The sequence below is a fragment of the Ktedonobacter racemifer DSM 44963 genome (assembly GCF_000178855.1).
GTDB classification, from domain to species: Bacteria; Chloroflexota; Ktedonobacteria; order Ktedonobacterales; family Ktedonobacteraceae; genus Ktedonobacter; species Ktedonobacter racemifer.
The window spans coordinates 615,581-637,886 of sequence record NZ_ADVG01000002.1 but is presented as its reverse complement, the minus strand read 5'-3'; the positions used below and the strand labels follow the sequence as shown (position 1 = coordinate 637,886).

At 55.3% G+C, this 22,306-nt stretch carries 15 protein-coding genes and 2 pseudogenes; 8 read left to right on the top strand and 9 right to left on the bottom strand.

What is annotated here, in order from left to right:
- The first annotated feature begins 23 nt into the window (after nucleotides 1–23).
- The 3 genes from KRAC_RS19125 (at nucleotide 24) to KRAC_RS19115 (ending at nucleotide 4,867) form a co-directional block, all read left to right on the top strand.
- Nucleotides 24–1,280: an MFS transporter gene (locus KRAC_RS19125; RefSeq protein WP_007909823.1), complete on the top strand. Its 1,257-nt coding sequence runs from the start codon at nucleotides 24–26 to the stop codon at nucleotides 1,278–1,280.
- 147 nt (nucleotides 1,281–1,427) lie between these two features.
- Nucleotides 1,428–3,626: a winged helix-turn-helix domain-containing protein gene (locus KRAC_RS76095; protein ID WP_007909821.1), complete on the top strand. Its 2,199-nt coding sequence runs from the start codon at nucleotides 1,428–1,430 to the stop codon at nucleotides 3,624–3,626.
- Between the two features lie 197 nt (nucleotides 3,627–3,823).
- Nucleotides 3,824–4,867 (top strand): alpha/beta fold hydrolase, encoded by a 1,044-nt coding sequence (locus KRAC_RS19115; RefSeq protein WP_007909816.1) that lies wholly within the window; start codon nucleotides 3,824–3,826, stop codon nucleotides 4,865–4,867.
- A 51-nt stretch (nucleotides 4,868–4,918) separates the two neighbouring features.
- Here the strand turns inward: KRAC_RS19115 and KRAC_RS19110 are convergent, their stop codons facing one another.
- From KRAC_RS19110 to KRAC_RS19080, 7 genes are all read right to left on the bottom strand, one after another.
- Nucleotides 4,919–5,371: a nitroreductase family deazaflavin-dependent oxidoreductase gene (locus tag KRAC_RS19110; RefSeq protein WP_007909814.1), complete on the bottom strand. Its 453-nt coding sequence runs from the start codon at nucleotides 5,369–5,371 to the stop codon at nucleotides 4,919–4,921.
- Nucleotides 5,372–5,401: 30 nt separating this feature from the next.
- Nucleotides 5,402–6,280, bottom strand: a complete 879-nt coding sequence (locus KRAC_RS19105) for a haloalkane dehalogenase (RefSeq protein ID WP_007909812.1) — start codon at nucleotides 6,278–6,280, stop codon at nucleotides 5,402–5,404.
- A 59-nt stretch (nucleotides 6,281–6,339) separates the two neighbouring features.
- On the bottom strand, nucleotides 6,340–7,581 hold the full coding sequence (locus KRAC_RS19100; protein ID WP_007909811.1) for an NAD(P)/FAD-dependent oxidoreductase: 1,242 nt from the start codon (nucleotides 7,579–7,581) through the stop codon (nucleotides 6,340–6,342).
- Complete coding sequence (locus tag KRAC_RS19095) at nucleotides 7,578–8,036, bottom strand: nitroreductase family deazaflavin-dependent oxidoreductase (protein WP_007909810.1); 459 nt, start codon at nucleotides 8,034–8,036, stop codon at nucleotides 7,578–7,580. Before KRAC_RS19095 ends, KRAC_RS19100 begins: the two co-directional genes overlap by 4 nt.
- A gap of 39 nt (nucleotides 8,037–8,075) precedes the next feature.
- Nucleotides 8,076–8,780, bottom strand: coding sequence for an NAD(P)-dependent oxidoreductase (locus KRAC_RS19090; protein ID WP_007909809.1), 705 nt, complete (start codon nucleotides 8,778–8,780; stop codon nucleotides 8,076–8,078).
- Nucleotides 8,777–9,487 (bottom strand): peroxiredoxin-like family protein, encoded by a 711-nt coding sequence (locus KRAC_RS19085; RefSeq protein ID WP_007909808.1) that lies wholly within the window; start codon nucleotides 9,485–9,487, stop codon nucleotides 8,777–8,779. Before KRAC_RS19085 ends, KRAC_RS19090 begins: the two co-directional genes overlap by 4 nt.
- A gap of 77 nt (nucleotides 9,488–9,564) precedes the next feature.
- Nucleotides 9,565–10,521 (bottom strand): MmyB family transcriptional regulator, encoded by a 957-nt coding sequence (locus KRAC_RS19080; protein ID WP_007909807.1) that lies wholly within the window; start codon nucleotides 10,519–10,521, stop codon nucleotides 9,565–9,567.
- Between the two features lie 272 nt (nucleotides 10,522–10,793).
- On the opposite strand from KRAC_RS19080, the gene KRAC_RS19075 reads away from it, so the two are divergent.
- The gene (locus KRAC_RS19075) at nucleotides 10,794–11,543 is read left to right on the top strand and encodes an SDR family NAD(P)-dependent oxidoreductase (RefSeq protein WP_007909806.1); all 750 of its coding nucleotides are present in this window, start codon (nucleotides 10,794–10,796) and stop codon (nucleotides 11,541–11,543) included.
- Nucleotides 11,544–11,766: 223 nt separating this feature from the next.
- On the opposite strand, the gene KRAC_RS19070 is transcribed toward KRAC_RS19075, so the two are convergent.
- Nucleotides 11,767–13,338 carry an HD domain-containing phosphohydrolase gene (locus KRAC_RS19070; RefSeq protein ID WP_007909805.1) on the bottom strand — a complete coding sequence of 524 codons (1,572 nt, stop codon included), beginning with the start codon at nucleotides 13,336–13,338 and terminating at the stop codon, nucleotides 11,767–11,769.
- Between the two features lie 225 nt (nucleotides 13,339–13,563).
- Here KRAC_RS19070 and KRAC_RS19065 point away from each other — a divergent pair, with 225 nt between their 5' ends.
- Complete coding sequence (locus tag KRAC_RS19065; protein ID WP_007909803.1) at nucleotides 13,564–13,911, top strand: hypothetical protein; 348 nt, start codon at nucleotides 13,564–13,566, stop codon at nucleotides 13,909–13,911.
- Nucleotides 13,912–14,104: 193 nt separating this feature from the next.
- Nucleotides 14,105–15,606, top strand: a pseudogene (locus KRAC_RS66185) (zinc ribbon domain-containing protein).
- A gap of 133 nt (nucleotides 15,607–15,739) precedes the next feature.
- On the opposite strand, the gene KRAC_RS19050 reads toward KRAC_RS66185, so the two are convergent.
- The gene (locus KRAC_RS19050) at nucleotides 15,740–16,906 is read right to left on the bottom strand and encodes an alpha/beta hydrolase family protein (protein WP_007909790.1); all 1,167 of its coding nucleotides are present in this window, start codon (nucleotides 16,904–16,906) and stop codon (nucleotides 15,740–15,742) included.
- Between the two features lie 260 nt (nucleotides 16,907–17,166).
- Between KRAC_RS19050 and KRAC_RS66180 the strand changes: the two are divergent.
- A pseudogene (locus KRAC_RS66180) lies at nucleotides 17,167–18,792 on the top strand (nuclease/transposase family protein).
- 247 nt (nucleotides 18,793–19,039) lie between these two features.
- Nucleotides 19,040–22,285, top strand: a complete 3,246-nt coding sequence (locus KRAC_RS19035) for an ATP-binding protein (RefSeq protein ID WP_007909787.1) — start codon at nucleotides 19,040–19,042, stop codon at nucleotides 22,283–22,285.
- The last annotated feature ends 21 nt before the right edge of the window (nucleotides 22,286–22,306 follow it).

Here is a 22,306-nt window from a genome sequence, read left to right as displayed (position 1 = left end):
GCTAACTAAAAAGGAACAATTTCGTGATAGAGAATCAAAATCAGGTTGTGATCAAAGAAGAGATATCAGAGGCACGTGCGCCTCTTCCGCTGTGGCGGAATCGGGACTATCTGCTCCTCTGGGGTGGTCAGGTGGTCTCGCAGACTGGCTCACAGGTGTCACAGTTGGCTTTTCCGCTGCTGATCCTCGCGCTCACCCATTCACCTGCTCAGGCCGGGATCGCGGCGGCGCTGCGTACCATTCCTTATCTCTTCCTCAGTTTGCCCGCAGGTGCCCTGATGGATCGATGGGATCGCAAGAAGGTGATGATCTTCTGTGATATTGGGCGATTTCTGAGTATGGCAAGCATACCGCTGGCGCTGTTCTTCGGTCATCTGACCCTTATCCAACTGTATCTCGTCTCACTTCTTGAAGGGACCCTCTTTGTCTTCTTCGATCTCGCCGAAGTCTCCAGCCTGCCCCAGGTGGTCTCAAAGGAGCAGTTGTCTGCCGCCAGCGCGCAAAATATCGCGACCTATAATATCGCGATGCTCCTCGGCTCGCCGCTGGGTGGCCTCCTCTATAGTGTTAGGAGCCTCTTCCCTTTTCTTGCAGACACTGTCTCGTATTTCTGCTCTTGTCTTTCGCTTCTCTTCATTCGGACCTCATTTCAACAGGAGCGTACAGCAGGGGCCTCACGTGCTTTGATGACAGAGGTCAAAGAGGGCCTGAAGTGGCTATGGGAGCAGCGCTTCATTCGCTCGCTGGCACTGCTCCTGTGCGGAATCAATCTGATGACCGGGGGAATCACGTTGGTCAGTATTGTGCTGGGGCAACATGTGCATGCCTCGACGGTAGACCTTGGCGTCCTGTTCGCCGTCGCAGGGGTGGCCGGGGTGCTTGGTGCGCTGGCGGCGCCGCTGCTCCACCGCCGTCTGAGCTTCTTTGTGATCTCTCTCATCACCTTGTGGGCACAGGCATTGCTTGCACCTTTGCTGATCCTGGCTCCCAACCTGCTCACGCTTGGGGCTATTCTCGCCCTCCTCTTTTTCCTTTTCCCTATCTTTGATGTTCTGCAGCGGAGTCAGCGTATGGCCCTGATCCCTGATGCCTTACAGGGTCGCATCAATAGTGTGTACCGACTGATTGTCTTTAGTAGTAACCCCGTGAGCCTGGCGCTGACTGGGTTCCTGCTCCAGAATGCCGGGACGACTTTCACCATCTTGCTCATGGCAGGCGGCCTTATGCTTCTTGCGCTCGCAGCCACACTGAACCCGCACATGCGTCGGGTCGCTGCCTAAAAAATGATTGGGTGATGGGTCAGTTGACTCATCACCCAATCATTTTTTAGGAAGGAAGCGCAACAAGTTTTTATCCAAAAGCTTCTTTATCTGTTATACTTCTCAGATAAGATATTTCTGACATCAACAACTGGAAAGGGCGGCTCTGTGCTTGGCGATAGGCCTTTTGAAAAGGATACTAACCTGATTCCTGCTCCATCTGCGCTGCCGCTGCTGGAAACCAAGCTGCATCCGCCACTTCTCTCAGGGAAGCTGGTCAGACGAACTTGCTTGCTTGAACAGCTTGACGCGAGCCTGAACTACAAAGTGACGGTGCTCCAGGCGCCAGCAGGTTCTGGCAAAACGACGCTGGTTAATCAGTGGCGGCATCTCCATTTTCCTGACGCACAGGACACATCGGGAGCAGATGCCGTTCTTGCCTGGCTTTCGCTTGATGTTGGCGACAACGATCTCCTGCGCTTCTGGCGCTACCTCATGACTGCCTGCCTCAAATTCCTGGCACCGGAGCAGCAGGCCTCGGGACAGGCTGCGCTGGCCCTGCTTAGTCCGCTCACTCCTTCACCCTTTGAGCCACCTGCCTTGGACTCGGCTCTGACGCAGTTGCTCAACACCCTTGCGCACTCGCCCTTCGAGGGTCTGCTGGTAATCGACGACTATCATGTGATCGAGGATGCTCGTGTTCATGAGACGCTGGCCTTTTTTATCAATCATCTGCCTGCCAGAGCCCATGTCCTGCTGCTTTCGCGTTCTGAACCGCCACTTCCGCTCCTGCGCTGGCGAGCCAGGGGTGAGGTATACGAGCTACAGACAAGCGATTTGCGCTTCTCCCTCCAGGAGACAGCAGCGTTCTTTCGCCAGGCCCTCCCTCACGACCTGTCGCCAATGGGTCTGCAGCAACTTGATAACAAGCTGGAGGGGTGGGCTGCCGGATTACGCTTGCTCTCGCTGGCCCTCTCGAAATGGCGAACCCAGGAGGCCATTGAGCAGGCCGTCCTCTCGCTTGGCGCGCTGGATACTGCTGCCGATCGCTCGCTACTCGATTACTTTGTCTACGAGATTTTGGAGACGCAGCCTGAGCCAATGCAGAGCTTTCTCCTTCAAACCAGCATTCTCGGTCGTCTCTCTGCTACGCTGTGTGTAGCCGTCACTGGGGATGAGCAGAGCGTGGCTCAACTGGAAGCAGTCCAGCAGGCTGGACTCTTTCTGGAGGCCCTGGAGGGACCCGGAGGTTGGTATCGCTATCATGCGCTCTTTGCGGCAGCCATGCGGCATGAGGCCGAACGGAGGCTGGGCGAAGAGCGCTTGTGCACCCTCTCCCTGCGGGCCAGTATGTGGTATGAGCAGGAGGCGCTGCTCACGGAGGCTATCGAGGCTGCATATCTGGCGCAGGATATAGAGCGCGTTGCGCGGCTGATCGAGCGCGTACACACGCAAAACTTCTCTGAGCCGCAAACGATGCTGCGGTGGATGGAACAACTTCCAGAAGCGGTTGTACGCGCGCATCCCATGCTCTGCTTTCTCTTTGCCACCGAACTCCGCTTTCCGGTGAAACTCTGGTTTGCTCAGGAAGCAGCGTTAGCCACTGAGGTAGCTGCTATTCCTGATGGCGAACGCGTGCGTATCGAGAGGCTATTGCAACTGGCCGAAGAGGGCTGGCAGCGCAGTGGCGACGTCTCCTGGATTGGTGCCACCTGGGCACACCGCGCTTTGAGCGCCTTGCTGGATGAAGCCCCCTTCTCTTCAGTTGTGCATTTCGCCCGGCAGGCGCTCATCTTCTTGCCGCGAAAAGGAGCGTTGGATCGGCGCGTGCAGATGTATCGGTCGACATGCCTCTATTTTGTTGGCAAGGAAAAGCTGGATCTTGGCCAGGTGAGTGAGGCGCTAGAGATGCTGCTCCAGGCTCAGGAGGATAACCTTCCGCCTGGCAACCGCTTTCTTGCCGTTGATATCCTCCTGACATTGGGTAAGATCTACCTGGCCCAGGGCGACTTCGCGCTCGCGCAAACGCATCTTCGCCAGGCGCTCTTAAGCGCTTGCAAACTCTCTGATGAGAAGGTGATCGTAGAGGCGCAGCGTGAGCTGGACAGACTGGAAGGGAGAGTGGAAACCAACGGACTGGTGGAGCCGCTCTCCGCGCACGAAGAACGAGTGCTGCACCTGCTGATCGCGGGCTTGAGCAACCAGGAGATCGCGAGCGAATTGATTATCTCAGTCAATACTGTGAAGTACCACATCAAGCACCTCTACCAGAAGCTAGGTGTCAGCAACCGCCTCCAGGCCAGTGAGGCGGCGCGCCAGTTACATCTCTCCTCTGCCTCTGAGGCTCAGCGCCATGAGCCACACTAGATAGCCGCCTCTCTCTTCACTACCGCCTCGCCTCGCTGTCAACTACCCTTCGCACTACCCGCATGGGTGGGGAGTTCTTCTCCTGAAATGGCTATACTCTCAACAGTAGCAAGCAATGACAACAGGCACACAATAAAAAAACAAAAATCTTGCTCTTCTCTCCAGAGAGATGGCGCGAAAAGAAAGCGAAAATATTCATGGCTATCAACATGTTCACCGCTCTTATGACACGCAAAAGCACGCAGCAAAAGCTCGCGAAAGCGCTTATGATCACTACTCCCAATGGGATTGTCAATGAACGTTTCATCAAGGCTGGTGGTATCGACCAGTGGATCACGATCCGCGGCGAGGACCGCCGCAACCCGGTCCTGTTTTTTGTCCATGGTGGCCCAGGCTCAACCTATTCGATCTTTGCTCCACTATTACGTTCCTGGGAAAAGTACTTTACGCTCGTTCAGTGGGATCAGCGCGGCGCGGGCAAGACCTTCCACAAAAATGGGAAGGCTGGCACCGGCCCCCTCACGTTTGGGCGCCTGGTCCAGGATGGGATCGAGATCGCGGAGTTTTTGCGCCAATACCTTGGTCAGCCCATCATTCTCGTGGGCAGTTCGGTCGGAAGCATTACAGGGACCATGATGGTCAAACATCGGCCTGAGTTGTTTGCCGCCTATGTGGGCACCGACCAAAATAGCACGCCTGATGCCAGCGAGCTTTCGTATCAACTGACGCTGGAGTGGCTTCGCGCCTCAGGCAATACCCGAGGTGTGAAAGCAGTGGAGAAACTTGGAGCCAGGAAAGGGAAGCTTACTGTTAAAGAGTTTACAGCACTGCACCAGTGGACAATCAAGGCCAACCCAACGATTCCAAACATGATTATGGATATCATGCTGCCAGCCATGCTGACCTCACCCGATCACACGCTGGGAGATCTTATAGACATCTTCAAGGGCATGAACTTCTCAACTGAGCAACTGCTTGACGAACTTATGGTGGCGGACCTTCGCACGCTTGGAACGCGATTCGATGTCCCATTCTTCGTCTTTCAGGGTGATACGGATGCGGTCACGCCAACAGCCGCGGCGAAAGCTTACTTTGACACACTCGAGACCCCGCACAAGGAATTTGCCCTGATCAAACAGGCGGGTCATCTCGCGGCTTTTGCCCGGCCGGAACAGTTTCTCAACGAACTCCTGCAACGGGTGCGGCCATTGGTACTCGCCTCGGTCGTTGGCACGAAATAATGAGCACACTGCCCCCCGCAGGATGCGGAGGGCAGTGTGCTCATATAAGGTTCACATGGCGCTCTGTAACAAAAACACAGGATGTTTGCCCGCCACACGCTCAAATTCCTCAAAGGAAGATTTCGCGTCGACCTGGTAGTAGCTAGCAAAGGGGTTGCCACCCTTGATATCTTCTTGCAAGACGAGGGCCGCCTCCTTGAGGGACAGTTCTCGTGCATTGACCCTTTCAACGCGACGCCCACGCGCGAGGGTAGCCTCTCCCGCGGCTTGCAGATTGCGCACCCAGGCCACGGCTCCAAACGGGGAGGCCAGATAGCGCTTCCCATTACGCTCAATAGTCACAATCGGGACCGTACGTGGCTGTCCACTTTTGCGCCCACGCACCGTAAGCAGGTACATAGGGTAGTTGCCGGGTCCTACGAGCTTTAAGCCCGCGCGCAACAGGGTCGTTGTCATAACGTTTCCCAAATTGACAAACCACGGAGCCTTATTTGTTTTTGCCATCTGTTTCTTCTCACTCTCCTATGATGTACATTATGCCAGGGTGTGCAGCCAACTTGCGAGCGCGCTGCCAATCTCATCAGGAGAGTCCTCCTGGATAAAGTGACGTCCTGGCACAGTGATCTCGCGTTGCGCGGGCCAGGTATGACAGAAAGCGCGTTCGCTCGGCGGCATCGAGCCTGGATCGCCCTGAATGTAGAGTTTGGGGATGGGGCTTTGGGAAAGCCACTCTCCGTAAGTCGTGATGATCTCTGCCATATCGGCTGGCTCGCCATCAAAGGGAGCCTGGCGAGGCCATGCCAGTGTAGGACGGCGCGCTTCGCCCGCCTCAGCAAAGGGGCGGCGATAGTGAGCCATCTCTTCCTCGGTCAAGCTGCGCAGCATACCACCAGGAAGAGCTCGCTCGATAAAGAAGTTTTGTTCCAGAATCATCTGTTCCCCTGCGGGAGATCGCACTGCCTGAAGAAACTCACGGAAGGGTGAGGGGATCTCACTCCAGGTGCGTGGCTTGACGATTGCTTCCATGTAGGCGATGCCGCGCACCTTGTCCCGGTGACGGTACGCCCAGTCAAAGCCCAGGGCCGATCCCCAGTCATGTACCACCAGGATGACGTGCTCCTTGATATCAAGCTGGTCGAGAAGTGCATCCAGGTAGCGACGGTGCTCAACGAAGGTGTAGGAGGTGGGGCCGCTGCCTGGCAGCTTCTCCGAATCACCCATGCCGATGAGATCAGGCGCGATACAACGGCCAAGCGCCTCGACATGAGGCAGAATGTTGCGCCAGAGGTAAGAGGAGGTGGGATTGCCGTGCAGAAACACCACCGGGTCTCCACTTCCTTCTTCTACATAGGCCATCTCTCGCCCTAGAACCAGTTGCCGCTTTTTCTGATAGGGAAATTTCTGACTAATCATAGTGCTCTCTATTGCTGTTGTTCTCTCAACATGAGAACTATACTGCATATTCATAGAAACTATTTTAAAGCAGATGAAGGATGCTCTTCAAGGGTTAGCTTTTGACGCTGTTGCTCATATCGTCCCTTCCCTACCCACGAAAGCAGGCCTGGAAAGCGCTGTTGCGCCAGCGTGGCTGTGACGACAAAGCCCACGAATGCCTCGCGCGTGAGGGCACCAAACCGGCCTGTGATGTAGGGTGGCCTGGGTCTATCATCAGGAGTAAGTGGGAGGAACAGCGCGTGGTTTCGCCCCAGAGCAACAGCCTGGGCCACGTAGGCGAAGCTGAGCGGTTTGGGGAGCTTGCCTGCCAGTTCGGTGCTCAAACAATCAGCCGCGTGAGCGCCCATAATCGATGCCGTGAAGGCGCTCATACGTACGTGTGATACTCCCGGGTTCTCGACAGGCAAGGCCGCGTCACCAATCGCGAGAATCTGGGGGTGAGAGATCGAATGCAGAAAGGGATTGACGAGAACCTGGTCGCGCTCATTTACAGCCAGGCCAGCTTCTCTTGCCAGAGGTTGTACCACAAAGCCCGTCGTCCAGATGCACAGGTCGCAGGGGAGTTCGCGCCCCCCTTCCATGGCCACGCTTTGCGCGCGTACGGCACTTACCGTGCTCTGATCGACGATCTCGACGCCCAGGCTTAGCAGTCTCCGCCGGAAAATGTCGGCCACGCTCTTGTCCCAGGAGCGAGCGAGCTCCCCCCGCGTCACCAGGCTGACCTTGATCTGAGGATAGATGCTTGCCACCTGCGTCGCGGTTTCGATGCCGGTGGCGCCTCCGCCACAGACCACTACTCGACCGCCTCTGGCACCGATTTCGGGAAGCCTTTCGCGCAAGGCCGAGGCTGAGAACAGACCCCTTGCCGAGAGGCTGTAGGCATATTGCTCCACCCCAGGGACGTTGTGGCGGTCTGTCATACTCCCCAGTGCGTAGATCAGGTAGTCGTACTCCAACTCATGCTCTTGCTGCTGCTGATCCAGGACCGCGACCCGGCGATGGTCGGGGTCAAGGCTGGTGACTCGCCCTTGAAAAAACTGGATGTGCGTCTTACGCAGAATTTGAGAAAATGGGCGACTAAAGATGCGCTGATTGGTGGCAAACTCATGCAGCCTGGGGCGTATGGTGAAGGTATCTGCTTCGTCGACCAGGGTGACCTGGACAGACTCGTGAGCCACTTTGCCAGACAATCGTAGGGTGAAGACCAGGCCCGCAATCCCCGCACCAAGAACAAGAATACGTGTGGACGGTTGCGTCATGATTGCCATCCTTTCCTTTCCAACTCAAACAGCGGATGGCCGACCACTGCACGCTCAAACTCCTCAAGTGAAGAGTGTACCGTGACGCCAAATTTGTTCGCGAAGGGGTAGCCGTGCTTGACTTCCTCTCGTAAAACGAGGGCCGCCTCCTCATGAGACCGTTCTCTTGCCATGACCGTTTCAGAACGACGACCACGCGTGAGGGTAGCCTCTCCCGCTGCCCGCAGATTGAGCACCCAATTCCCTGCTCCAGCGCAAGCCACACAGCGCTTTCCACTGTGCTCAAGAAGCGCGAGCGGGACGGTACGCGGCCGCCCGCTTTTGCGCCCATGTACCGTGAGCAGGTAGATGTGGTAGCCCCCAAAGCCTGTGAATTTGAAGCCCGCACGCAGGAGGGTCGTTGACATAACATTTGCCAAACGTACAAACAGAGGAGCATGATATGTTTTTGCCATAATTATGACCAATCCCTTAGAGTGTTTTTGTCCTTCTTCTCAGCTTTTGGCGGGCTCTTTGAAGGCCTCTTGCAGCATAAACTTTAGCATGCTGGGTTGCGCCGAAAATGTTGCCACTGCGATCACCTTACGTGCGTACTGGTCTGTGGCGAGCTGTTTGAGCATGCAGTCGGCCAGGTCTGCCCTGGAGGTAAATTGTCGGCTGATGTGATCTTCAGCCACCCGGTAATCGGTGACGGTTTCTGTCTCAAAGAGACCAGAGGGCCGGACGACCGTCCAGTCAAGGTCGCTCTTCCTCAACATCGTTTCCATCTCTTTCATATCCGCGTAGGTCGTCTTCCCAATCGTGGACATGACGATCGGTTGCAGAATTTTATCAAAGATGAAACCGCCTCCCGTCTCATGGTTCGTACCAGTCGCGCTTGAACTAACACAGATGACGCGACGAACGCCGGAGTGCTTCATGGCTTGTGTGATATGGGCCATGCCCCGCGAATAGATGGCAATTGGCTCGCGACTAAAGGAGACACCAAGGGTGGAGAGGACGGCATCTTGTCCAGTAACGGCCTGTTCAACCAGCGCGAGATCGAACACGTCTCCACCCATCACGTTCAAGTGGGCATCTTGCAGGGGGAAGGCTTCCGGATGGCGAGTAACGGCCGTCACGATATACCCTGCCTCCAGGGCCTGTTTCGTCAAGATTTTTCCTGTCGCGCCATTCGCACCAAAGATGACGATTTTCATTTTAACTCCTTAAGCCGCGCGATCACGGCCGATGGATCAAGCCGGTGGAAAAAGTTCGAGTCGACGGAAGCCAGGCGAACCGTCCTGGATTGGTCGATGAGAAATGTTCCTGGCACCGGCAATTCCCATGAGTTATCGCCGTTGTAGACAGGTAAGTCTGCGCCAATCTGGGCATGCAAGGCTTTCCCCGCTTCGTCTAGTGCGAAGGCAAGCCCGTACGCTCGTGCCACACGATTCCCCCTATCTGAAAGTACGACAAAGGCCAGCTCGTGCTTTTCCTGTGTTGAGAGGCTATGATCTGGCGTCTGTGGAGAAATCGCGACAAGTGTTGCCCCCAGTTCCTGGAGCTGCGGTAACGCCTTCTGATAGGCACGCAATTCCAGGTTGCAGTAGGGACACCATTCGCCGCGATAGAATATGATGACGACCGGCCCCTGTGTGAGTAGCTGCGAGAGCGTCATCGCTTGCCCCAAGGCGTCAGGCAGCGTGAAATCGGGCGCCTGCTCATCTTCCTTCAGCGCGGATTCCGCGACGCCAGACGCGGCAAGGTGCTCAATGTGGCTATCCACTTGCCTCGCCATTTCTTCTGGGACATATTTTGCCCCCCGAGCCACGAATGTATCAATCTGTTCCTGCAATGGAATGTCGGTTGGAATCGTGCTTGCTACTATGCTTGCTAAAGAGCCTGATGGGATATTTGTTGCCATCTTCCCTCTTTCCTTTTCTCTCAATGGAGATGTTATGCTCATGACCACTCTTCGTGATCATCTATAGAGAAAGAGGGTTACGCGGTCACTTTTGGGACAACTTTCTGGCCTGATTTTGCCCATGCCAGATCATTGAGCATAGATCCCTCTGCATTGCTAAGGGATGCAATGACAGCGCGAGCCGCGTCATCCAGGGGGAGAAGCGCCATGATACAGGGATACATGTGGCTACAGACCGAGATGCGAATATGCTGGAGTTGAATGGGGAGCATTTCTCCAGTTGTGGCATTTTGGCCGAGCAGCAACTTTGATGGCTCCTGGTGCTGATCGCGTAGCTCAGGTGTTCGCTCCCAATGCTGACGAAAATCGGCGACTGCGCAGAACTGGTCTACCAGTTCTTGATACCACGGCTCAAATTGATATAACCTGTTGCTTTGCTTAAAGAGTTGAATGCCCCGTGATACACCAGCCTGCCAGGCTGTGATGGCCTGCTCATTAAAGGTTGAGCGCCTTCGGATCGGCAAGTCATACCGAAAAAATAAAGGGAGGACATGTCGTTGTGTACGTGGAAGCGCGGTGAGTAAGGGAAGCTCAAAGAGACGCTGGAAGGCTTCGTTGAGGGCTTCTATTTCCAGGGTATGTGTCACAAGCATGGCGGGATAGGGGAGGGTTCTCATGAGCTGTCGGGCCTGCTCTAACGCTTGCTGGAGTTCAAGACCCTTTAATTCAAGACTTTCTGGAAGATAACGAGCGGCTAAGAGCAAGTCATTGCGCTGGGCAATGGTACATTCCAGATAATCGGCAATCTGCATCAACGTCTGGCGGCTGGGAATTCGCTGTGAGCGGCCGACCAGCAAATTTTTATAGGTAGGACACACTTCATCAGTTAGCTCCTGTTGCGTAAAGCGTTTGAGGAGTGGATGAGGGTGATCCCTCACCTCTTCCTGACGAGCGAGCCGCAGGATTTCAATCTCCTCAAGAGTATCGCGCAGCACATTTGATCTCTGAGAAGATTTGGGTTTGCTTTCAATCATGCCTCTCTCCTGCTATGAGGATTGGATAAGATTTATCAAGCCATAGAGAATGATCTCTCGCCAATCCAGGTGTAGTTTTACACTTGGTACAACACCTGCTGCCTCCTATACTATTTCCTGGAACCAATACCTACTGCCTCTTCGGAAAACTCGAGTATGCTTGCAGGGCAGTGACGCTGGTTTCAGCACAAGAGATATGATCAATAGAGATGTTTTTCTGCAAAAGGGGTAATTTGCAGGAACGACCATAGGTAAGAAGAAAAGGAACAATCATGACCAAACTCGAAGGGAAAGTTGCTGTTATCACGGGTGGGAACAGCGGCATTGGCCTCGCCACAGCTCAGCGCTTCGTCGCAGAGGGGGCATATGTCTATATCACCGGTCGCCGTCAGGGCCTACTCGATGAGGCAGTCAAGCAGATCGGGAGAAATATTACTGGAGTTCAATCGGATATCTCGAATCTCGCGGATCTTGATCGTTTGTATACTACGGTCAAGCAGCGTCACGATCACATTGACATCCTCTTCGCCAACGCTGGTGGGGGAGAACTGGTTGCATTGGAGGCCATCACTGAAGCTCACTTTGATCAAACGATTAACACCAATGTCAAAGGGACGCTCTTTACCGTGCAAAAGGCACTTCCCCTCTTGAGAGACGGCGGTTCAGTCATTCTCACTGGCTCGACGACCTCGATTACAGGTATTGAAGCGTTGAGTGTTTACAGTGCAGCCAAGGCTGCTGTACGCTCGTTCGCGCGCAGTTGGATTCTGGACCTGAGAGCCCGCCAGATCCGGGTCAACGCGATCAGCCCTGGCCCGACCAATACGCCGGGACTGAATGGCTTAGTACAGACTGAGGAGGAGCGTGAACAGCTTTTGACGCACTTCGCGTCCATCGTGCCACTAGGGCGATTAGGCGATCCTGACGAAATTGCGAAAGCCGCCGTGTTCCTCGCATCGGATGAGAGCAGCTTTGTCAACGGGATTGAACTCTTCGTCGATGGAGGGCAGGCTCAAATCTAAATGATCCTGGTCGCAGGTGTCTCATCGAGATACCTGCGATGTGTTTTACCTGGCTGCTTTGTTCCTGGATAGCTAGCTTTCACCCACATGTGCTAGAATGAGACCTTTGCCCGCATGCATTATCTCGCCGGGTACGAACGCTGGCCACCGGGGGCGCTTCACAAGGGCGCGAGGCACAGCCCCCAAAGTTTGCTCTCCTTAACCTGATGAGATTCTCATAATGCTAGACGAGGTTTTGTTGTACGGCGTAGGCAACCGCGGCAGTGCGGCAGGAGACGCCGAATTTTGTATAGATATGGGCCAGGTGGTGTTCAACCGTTTTTTTACTGATACTCAGGGTGCGTGCGATTTGAGGGGTGTTCTGGCCCTGGGTGAGGAGGCGCACCACCTCTATTTCGCGCTGGGTCAGATCGGTCGCCTGTGAACGCTTCAGCACTGCTTTCTTGCCGACATCGCCAGCTTGCAAGGATGCGACCAGGGCCTCATAGCATATGGGGTCAAGTTGTGTTCCCACGTATGCAGACATTGAAGCAAGTACACGCGAAGGTTGCTCCTCATGCTGTTGCCCATCTTGCATTGCGCGCACATAGGTGTTGGCGACGGCAAGAATACGCCCTGCAAGTGGTATCTGCTCACCCTGGAGTTGCCTATGGTAGCCTTGCCCGTTGACCCATTCGTGATGGGATGCGGCAATGGGGGCAAGGTCGCGCAACGGAGCGACCTGTTCCAGGACACGCTGGGTATAGTAAGAGTGGAGGCGATAAATTTCCCATTCGCTTTGGGATCTACGTGCTCCTTTGACAAGAATACCAAAGGGTGTCGCGACCTTGCCAATGTCATGAACCAGGGCCGAACATTTCAATGTGTAGAGTTCGCCAGGGTTCAAGTCAAGCTGCTTGCCTACGCCCTCCGCTACCTGAGCGACAAGTTGTGAGTGATGCCAGGTTCCAGGCGTCTTGCCATCAACAAAGTCCGCCAGAGCCTGGCATACATCTTCTTTGCGATCTGTCGTGACAGTATCAGCGGATGTATATGGGCGCATTTGTATGATCGCCTGGCGGGTTATTGGGTGCTCCAGGTCGTCTCCCTCCTGGTCTGAGCGGGTCAGTTGCAGAAATGCTTCCACGATGTCGGGATCAAAGCGGGTACCTTGCCTTTCTCTGGCGAGGGTGCGTGCTGCGGCTGTTCCTCCAACACTGGTTGTGAGTTCCATGACCTGTGCCAGGTGTAAGATGCGCGCGGGAAGCGGGATCTCGCTGGCCTTTAAACTATAGGCCAACCCTTTGCCATCCCAACGTTCCCACTGGAAGCGGAGCGTGTGTTGCACAGTCTCTGGAAACCCGAGCCTGCGCGCAAAGAGTTCAGCCACTTCACAATGTCCGCGCATGGCTTCACGAATGACAGGGCCACATTGGGCGAGGAAGGAGAAGAGCCTGGCGACGCGACTGGGGAAGCGTGCATCCAGGGGGACATTGCGCGAGAGCCAGCCCAGCATTTCATGAAGCTGTGATGGGTCGACGAGCATAAAATCAGCGCGTGGTACCTGTTCGTCGTCTGGAAAGAAGGCCGAAATACCTGCCGAGCAGGCAGTGCAGCCGACATCCTTGAGCAGCGCGCCGTAGAAGACGGCTTCCTGTATATCGGGCGAGAGTCGAAGGGCGCAGGCCAGCTGGAGGCCGAGGTAGGCGCTTTTTAGCCCATGCTCCATATCCTCGCCAAATCCCATACCCGTGGCAAAGGAAAGCGCGCAGAGCAGCGTCGCTAGATTCTCATCTGACCGCTTGTTTTCAACCATAACACGCTCTCACCTGTGTTGCGCAAACAGTTCTCTATTCTATAAAAAAAGATTTGGATATAGGGGAACTCACCGATGTATGACCATAAGGTTATATGCTACACTTCTCTCACATTATACCTATTATCGCGGAAGAAGCAAAGTACAAGAGTAGATAGTAATAACACCATCCTGAAAGCAGATAGATTGCTCTTGTTGTCGGAAAGGTAGAGAGGAAGGATGTATATGAAGAGAGGTGGAAAGGTGCTAGAAGGAACTGAATCATATATTGTATGTACATGTTCACTTTCTGTTTTGAGACAACTCGTCTATGAAATTGAAGATAAAATTAAGGCAGAAGCTGCGGGAGAAGCAAAAATTGTCTATTCTGGCTCGAGCCAGCGCAGACAGGAAGGGATTATTTGTATCTGGCTCAATGGTGAAAAGGTGCCGCTCTTTTTCAAGAATAGCCTTTTCAGAATGCTGCATATGGATGAGGATATTCTTGATTTCTCCACTGTTCCCCTGCCTCTTTCTCAGCACATCGACATTACGTCTTTGATGCCCCTGCCTAGTTCGCAAATGCTTTATTGATCTTAGTCAAGTACCCGTCCCCTTCAAGGAGACGGGCTTGTTATGACATTTTGGGCTTGAGCCCACCGCAAGCCCCGTCTCTTGGGAGCGGGGTAAGGTGTGTCCGGGCTTGAGCCCTTGCTTGTTGAAAAGATGTTCTAGGCATGCTATACTCAGTATCAGGAGGAGCACACGGGGCAAGGAGAAAGCAGACATGGCCAAGGCGACCAGCACGATACGATCGGCATTGCACTACCAGCCGCAGCATGCTGAAGTCTTTGCGGCCAATCAGGCCCTCTTCAACCGTGTCGTCGCCTTCTACTTCGAGTGTATCCAGGCTCATGAAGGCCTCCTGGCTCTCACAAACAAAGAGGCGCTCACGGCGCTGGAAAGGCTCACCCATGCGACAGAGGCAAACCCGGCGCCCATCATGCCGCTCACAGACATCGCCCCAGATATCCCGGCCATGTTTCGCCGTGCCGCCATCAATGCGGCGCTTGGTTCTTCTCGCTCCTTCTTTTCCTCGCTCAAAAAATGGCGAGCGCGCAAGGAGAAACACGAATTAAAGAAGCCTCGCAAGGGCAAAAAGTCGAAGCCGTTCCGAGAGCGACCACCGGTCCCACCACGTAGTTGGAACAAGTCGGTTCCCTTCTACGCGAGCCAGTGGAAAGAGCGCTATGATCACTGCATCCTGCGGCATCGGTCTGGACCGGGACGTGTTGGTCCTGGCTCAAGGTTGGTCTGCTCTCACGCGATCTCCCCGAAGGTTTCCAGATGGGGAGCCCTTCCCTGGTTCGCAGGGGAAAGCAGTGGTGGCTGCATACTCCCATCGAAAAGACCTTCGCTGCTCCCGCCAACGTTGAGCAGCAGATCACGACCAATCCACAGACCCGCATCTGTGCGGTCGATCTCAATCTCGACCAGCACATAGCCGTATGCAGCGTCCAGACAGTTGAAGGCACCATCCTGGCCACCTCCTTCATCGGAAATGGCACAGAGATAGCGGGCTTTAGGAAGTTGCTGCTTGGACGCATTGCACGCAACCGATCACAGACTGGCATCATGGCGGAGAATGAACAGGACAATGCCGACCTCTGGCGCAAAATCCGCCATCTTGATGAACACATCGCGCACCTGGTCAGCGGTCGCATTGTCCAGTTCGCCAAGGAACATCAGGCCAGCATCCTGGTCTTTGAGCACCTGGGCAATCTCCAGCCAGAAAAGGGGAAGTATTCGCGTCGTGGCAATACGAAGCGAGCCTACTGGATGAAAGGGCGCATTTTCCGCTACAGCAAATATAAGGCGTGGAATGCAAGTGGCATCATCACCAGCTGGGTCAATCCGCGCAATACCAGCAGACAATGTCATCGCTGCCACGCCGCTGTCATTCGCTACAATCAGGGACAGCCAGAATCGGGCTATACTCCCGGCGCTGCTCTGGTCGTCTGCCCACAGTGCCAGATGCGCGGACACGCCGACCGCAATGCCAGTCTCAAGATCGGTCAGCGCTTGCTTGAGCGCTATGGAGAACCCTTCAAAGAAAAGCCTCATACTGCTGTGCGACGTGCAGGCAGAGTCTCGAAAGAGACAGGTGTTGCTCTCTCCCAAGACGCCAAACGTCAAAAGGGACCATCCATCTCTGAGGCTAGGCATGGAGAACGCAACGTGCATGGCACCGCGCAACAGGGAACGCTCTGGATGGACGAGCGACCCTGAGCTATTCCTCCCCCACTACGGCAGTCAAACCGAGTAGAGGCTACGCCTCACCTACTCAGAATGCCGACTACGGAAGAGTGGCAGAAGCTGCTCGGTTTCAACCGATGCGGAGTGTCACATGTAGCAAGAATGATTACAGATGCAATACGCGCGTCAGATACGATTCCACTTGTGTGTCATACCACTGGGGATCGAGATTCCATGATTGGACATGGTTGGCACCATTGACGCGATCATAGGTGACAATATCGGTATGTGCTTGCGCGAAGGCATCGCTTACCGAGACGGGCGTGGTGGTATCATCTGTGCCATGGAAGAGCAGAATTGGTGTCTTGCCCTGCGGCTGCTTGAGCTGGTTGAGCGCGTCGAAATTGATTCTGGCGCGTTGAGTGGCGAAGAACTCGGCGGTGCTGGCAACCACATCTGGCAAGTAGCGACTGGCGGCCTGAAAGCTCAGCGTGGAGCGCCAATCGAGCAGGGGGGCATCGAGCACGAGCGCCTGAACGTTGCTCGCATATTGTGAGCGATGCTGGAACGCTTCAACGATCGCCCCACCCATCGACCAGCCATATAGCACGAGGTGGTGGGCGCCATGCGCCAGGGCATACTTGACGCCAGCCTCCAGATCCTGCCACTCGGTATCACCAAGATGATAGTAGCCATCCGTGCTGGCTGGAGCATTCATATCATTTCTATACGAGATGGCAAGCATTGGTATGCCAAGTTTCGCCAGTGGTTGCATGAAACGCAGGCTGCTATCAAGCGTATCGCCTCGCCCATGAACCAGGATGCCCCAGGTATCCAGCTTACCAGGCACATACCAGGCGGGCATCTCTCCTAAAGACGTCGAGACTTGAACGGTGCTGATGTGTAGCTCCAGTGCATCCTTCAATCCGTTTAGATATACCTCTCTATTCCAGGAAACCATAGTGTGTGATGTCAGAGGGGCGGTTGTCTGGAGTAACTGGCGCGTCACGGTGTCTTGGTTTTCGTCGGTAATCTTGCCCACTATGGCCGCTCCGTTGGCCCAGGTGATACCAAATGTACCTGGCTGCTCGGTGTCCTGGGTGTGTGGCAGCGTCACCACTTGCGTGCTCACATTGGTTGCCTCTAAATTATAGGATATATCGTGCGTAGGTACTAAAAGTACATTGGAGAAGTAATAGCCAATGCCTCCGCACGCGATCACGCATAGAAGAATCAGCGAGAGCAAGGTCGCTATGATCCTTTGCGGACTCAGAAGGCGAGGTTTCCTGGGGGCTACAACCCGAACAGGCGTATTGCTGATGAAAGTGCTCATGAAAACTTCCTTGCTATTCTAAAGTGATATATTGGGCCACGAGAATATTTTTCTTATGGTGCTTTTACAGAGATCGTGGCGAGAAAGCCCCGGTCATTGATGCCGAGGATGAACCCCCATCTGGGGGCACGGTCGCCACTCCCGTGCGCGAGAAGAGAACAGAAGAAAGAACACCTCTAGAACTTGCGTTCTTCCAGTCTCTCTGGTAGAATAGACGTACGACGATTGGTCGCATGTGTGAGCTTGAAGGAGGAGCGCAGATGCCCAAGACACGCCAGGAATCGCGCAAGCAGGAGAAACGACCTGCGACCCCCACCTTTCTGCTCGAACTGCCTCTGGTCGTCGATCCAGGACAAGCCGCCCGCCTGCGCGCTCACCTGGAAGCGGCTCGCCAGCTCTACAATGCCATCCTCTCCGAAGGCCAGAAGCGTTTGAGGCACATGCGGGCTACTTCCGCCTGGCAAGAGGCATGTGCTCTTCCTCGTACTCAGAAGGCTGAACGAGCAGCGGCCTTCTCCTCCTTGCGCAAAGTTTCTGGCTTCACCGAGGCAGCCTTGCATGAAGCGGTCAAGGGGCTGCGCGTGGGCTGGATTGCTGAGCATATCGAGGCGGTGCTGGCGCAAACCCTGGCCACCCGCGCCTACCGTGCCCTCAATCGCGTCTGCCTGGGCAAAGCCAAACGCGTGCGTTTCAAGAGCCGAGGACGCGGCTTCTCCAGCATCGAGAACAAGCGCAACGACACGAGCCTTCGGTTTGTACTCCAGCCGCCCGAAACCGGAAACGCAGGCTTTCTCTTCTGGAACGGAGACCACCTTCCTGCCCTTATCGACTGGAAGGATCCAGTGGTCACGCATGGCCTCAAGCATCGCATCAAGTATGCTCGCCTCATCCAACGTCCCGCCAGTAGTCCCAGAGCGGCAGGAGCCGATGCACAGGGCTCTCGCTACGTGGTCCAACTGGCCCTGGAAGGCAAGCCTCACCACAAACCCAAGCACAAGGTTGGCACGGGCACCGTTGGAGGGGATCTGGGACCCTCGACCCTGGCCCTCGCTCCCCAGGAAGGGGAGGCGAGTCTGGAAGTGCTTTGTGCTGAGCTCGCTCCTGATGCCAAAGCCATTCACCGCCTGCAGCGGCAGATGGATCGGCAGAGGCGAGCAGCCAATCCTGAGCACTACGACGACAAGGGGCGCATCAAAAAGCAGGGCAAGCAGAAGCTGTGATGGAAGCAGAGCAGGCGCTATCAGACAACGCGACGACGCAAAGCCACCAAAGAGCGCAAGCTGGCAGCCCACCGTAAGAGCCTGCATGGGCGCAAGATTCACGAGATCGTCGCACTGGGCAGCATCATCATCATCGAAAAGATTTCCTACAAGGCGTGGCAGAAGCAGTTTGGCAAGAGCGTGGGACTGCGAGCCCCAGGGATGTTTGTAGACCTCTTGAGGCGCACCGTTGCAAGCACGGGCGGCATCCTGGTGGAAGTTCCCATACGCACGACCGCGCTGAGCCAATGGTGCCACGGCTGTGGCAAGAAGGTCAAGAAGCCGCTCTCTCAGCGTTGGCACCAGTGCTCCTGTGGTGTGGGTCCCGTCCAACGCGACCTGTATTCGGCCTTCCTTGCTGCCTACCTTGATCCAGCAGATCCCATTCCCTCGTGTGCCCGATACCAGAGGTATTGGGAAGGTGCGGAAGCGCGCCTGCGGGCAGCACACGAGCGTACAGCACAACGCGCGAAAGAGGGGCAGACTCTTCCCCGAAGCTTTGGCATTCCCAGAGCCAGAGCGCGTCTGCCCGAAAGTCCAGGCGAACCTACACAAGAGCCAGCCTTTCTGCTTCGGCACGCAAGACCGGAAGCGTGGAACGAACGCCTGGAACCCCCATTGCTGTAGCGCGGCGCGGGGAGCTCTCAGCATATCAACAACGACCATTGTCACCTGAGTATATGTCTCTCTGCCACTCCAAACATGGGTCATTAGACCCATTTATGTGCCCTCCCATTCTCTGGCCCTACCGAACTGGGAAAGATTCATGCTATACTAAGTTATGGAAATGTGGTGAAAAGAGCAGAAGCGTTGATAGATTATTTGCTCCTTCCACAAAAAGGCATCTCTAGCGCTCTTGAAAGGCAGGCTCCAGATGGTTCCCCCTCTTCACCTGTATCTACTGGGTACCTTCTTGCTCATTTCAGGTGATACTCCGGTGAAGACCGTTACCAGCCCTCGATTACAATCCTTGCTTGCGTACCTTGTGCTCCACCGCGATGTTCCTCAAGATCGCTCTCACCTGGCCTTTCTGCTCTGGCCTGATTCAACGGAGGCTCAGGCACACACAAATCTGCGCAAGCTAGTCCATCAATTGCGCAAACTGCTTCCAGGCATCGATCATTTTCTTCACGCCGATACGCAAAGCCTCCAGTGGCTTCCAGATCACGATGTCTCCTGGTCCCTGGATGTTATGCAGCTTGAAGAGGCACTTGCTCAGGCCGCGCAAGCGGAACAGGCTCAGGATGCAGCGGCATTGCGCCAGGCTCTTGAATATGCACAACGTCTCTATCGTGGAGATTTGCTCCCTGGCTGCTATGATGAGTGGATATTATCAGAGCGGGATCGCCTTCGTCAGCGCTATTTCACCTCCTCTGAACGCTTGCTTGTCCTCTTAGAACAAGAGCGCGACTACGAGACGGCGATCACCGTCGCGCAGCAACTCCTGCGCCAGGATCCGCTACAAGAGGCCACGGCCCGACAACTCATTCGCTTGTATGCCTTGAAAGGCGACCGGGCTGCGGCCTTACGTGTCTACCATAGTCTTGCCTCACTTCTGGAGCGAGAGCTTGGAACGGAGCCTGTCGAACTGACACGCGTTGCCTATGAGACCCTGCTTCAGGCGGATCTGCCTTCCAGAGTTCCGACTGGCTCCCTCTCGGCACGCCAGTCGGCTCCGCCACTGCTTGGGCGAAACGCCGAGTGGAAATCTTTGCAAGATGCCTGGCGGCGAGCGGCAGGTGGACAGGCGCACGTCGTGCTACTCACCGGAGAGGCGGGCCTTGGTAAGACGCGCCTGGCAGAGGAGATGGAAGCCTGGGTTAGCCGACAGGGGTTCGCGACAGCGAGCGCGCGTTGCTACGCGACCCTTGGAGCGCTTGCCTATGCCCCACTTACTTCCTGGCTACGCAGTGACGCGCTCAAATCCAGTTTCTCGATCCTTGAGGGTCACACGTTGACAGAGATTGCGCGCCTGGTGCCTGAGACAATCGCGAAACGGCCTGAGCTTGCGCGCCCAGCCGCGCTTACAGAAGGATGGCAGCGCCAGGCGTTTTTTGAAGCGCTTGCACACGCGGTTCTCAATACGGATCAGCCACTCCTGCTCCTGCTCGATGATGTGCAATGGTGTGATCAGGAGACCCTCCACTGGCTTCACTACCTGCTGTGTTTTGAGCCGCGAGCGCGTCTGCTCCTGGTTGGCACCGTGCGTACAGAAGAGACCTCAGCCGCGCATCCTTTGTTTCCCTTTCTGGCAGCCTTACAGCGTGACAGGTTGGTAACGGAGCTTTCCCTCGTGCCACTCACGCGCTCTGAGACAATCTCCCTTGCAGAACATATCACTGGCGAAACCCTCCCTTCTGCCATGAGCAACACACTTTACCAGGAGACCGAGGGTAATCCGCTCTTTGTGATCGAGATGCTGCGTGCTGGTCGGATAGAGCAGCACGACTACGCGCACCCGCTTCTCACGCATTCAGCTTCAACACTCCCTCCAACCATCCAGACCATCCTCTCAACCCGTTTCGCACAACTCTCTCCATATGCACGCGATATTGCCAACGTGGCGGCTGTCATTGGGCATGCTTTCCCTTTCTCCATTCTTGCGCGTGCCAGTGAACATGATGAAGAAACCGTCGTGCAGGGATTAGATGAGCTGTGGCAGCGGCGCCTTGTGCGTGAACAAGCTGGCGAAATAGCTGAGACCTATGACTTTTCCCACGACAAACTGCGTGAGTATTTGTATACCTCGCTCAGTCCGACACGACGACGACTGCTGCATCGGCGCATAGCGGACGCATTGCAAGCAATCTCTACCCGGGACCTGAATGCAGTCAGCGGACAGATTGCCGCGCATTATGAACGCGGGGGCCTTTTTGCCCAGGCTGTACCATTCTATCTACGAGCAGGTGAGGCTGCCTTTCGTATCTATGCCAATACAGAGGCTCTCCACGCATTGGAGCAGGCCGTGGCTCTGCTTGATCAGCATCCGCATGCCTCTTACGAGGTGGCGTGGGAAACCATCGCTCAGATCTATGCTGTTCTAGGTGATGTCTTTATGGCGAAAGGTGACCACGAGCACACATTGCAGGCCTATGAGCGTGCGCTGCAGGTGATTCCCCAGGAGGCGTTCCTCTGGCAAGCCCGCTTGCACTGTCAGATTGCCCGAGCCTGGAACCAGGTCTCCAACAATCCTCATGATACCTCGCATGTGAATGCGCGTGAGGCGTTTGGAGAGGCAGAACGAATGCTCCGACACGTTTGGGAGCCGGAAAACCAGGTCTGGCGAGATCAGTGGATAGAGCTGCATTTTGCCCAACTATTGCCCCTGCGAGGGACCGTCGAGCATATGACAGCGACCATCGAAGCGATGCGCCCCGTCGTTGAGCAGTATGGGACGGGTGAACAACGCAAACTACTGAAAGAAGTCGAAGGCCTGCGTAATGGTATCCGTGATCGCTATGTGTTCTCAGAACAGGCGGTTGCATCCAGGCGCGCAACGCTGAGCGCTTTTTTGCGAACAGGAGATAAGAGCCAGATTGCCATTGGTCATATGTCGCTCGGCATTGTGCTCTTATGGGTTGGGCATACGGATGAAGCTGAAGAACAGCTCATGATCGCATTCCGCCTGGGGGAAGAGATAGAGATTACCTGGCTGCAAACGCGTTGCCTGACGTTTTTGCCGTTCGTTTACAGGCGGCGTGGACAGGTCGAGCGTGTATGCCATCTTCTCGCACAGGCGCAGGCCATAGGCGCAACAGAAAATAATAGTATTTTCTCCGGGCATCGTGCCTGGATCGCCTGGCGTGAGGGAAACCTGGCCGAGGCAGAAACCTTTGCCCAGCAGTCGATGGAGCAAGGGCAACACCAGCAGACAGAAATGAACCCTTTTCTGTGGGTAAGTCTCTGGCCACTGCTCGGTGTCGCGCTCAAGCAGGAGAAGCTAGAGGCGGCTGTGCGCCATGTACGCAGTATGCTCGATCCCTCACAACAATCGCCACCCGAGGCATTGAAGGCCTTGCTGGAGCAGGCACTGCGTGCATGGGACGCGAAAGAGCAGGAAGAGACACGCACCCTGCTACAGCAGAGTATACAATGTGCCGAGCAGGGCGGCTATCTCTAATCTACACGAAAAAGAAGCAGG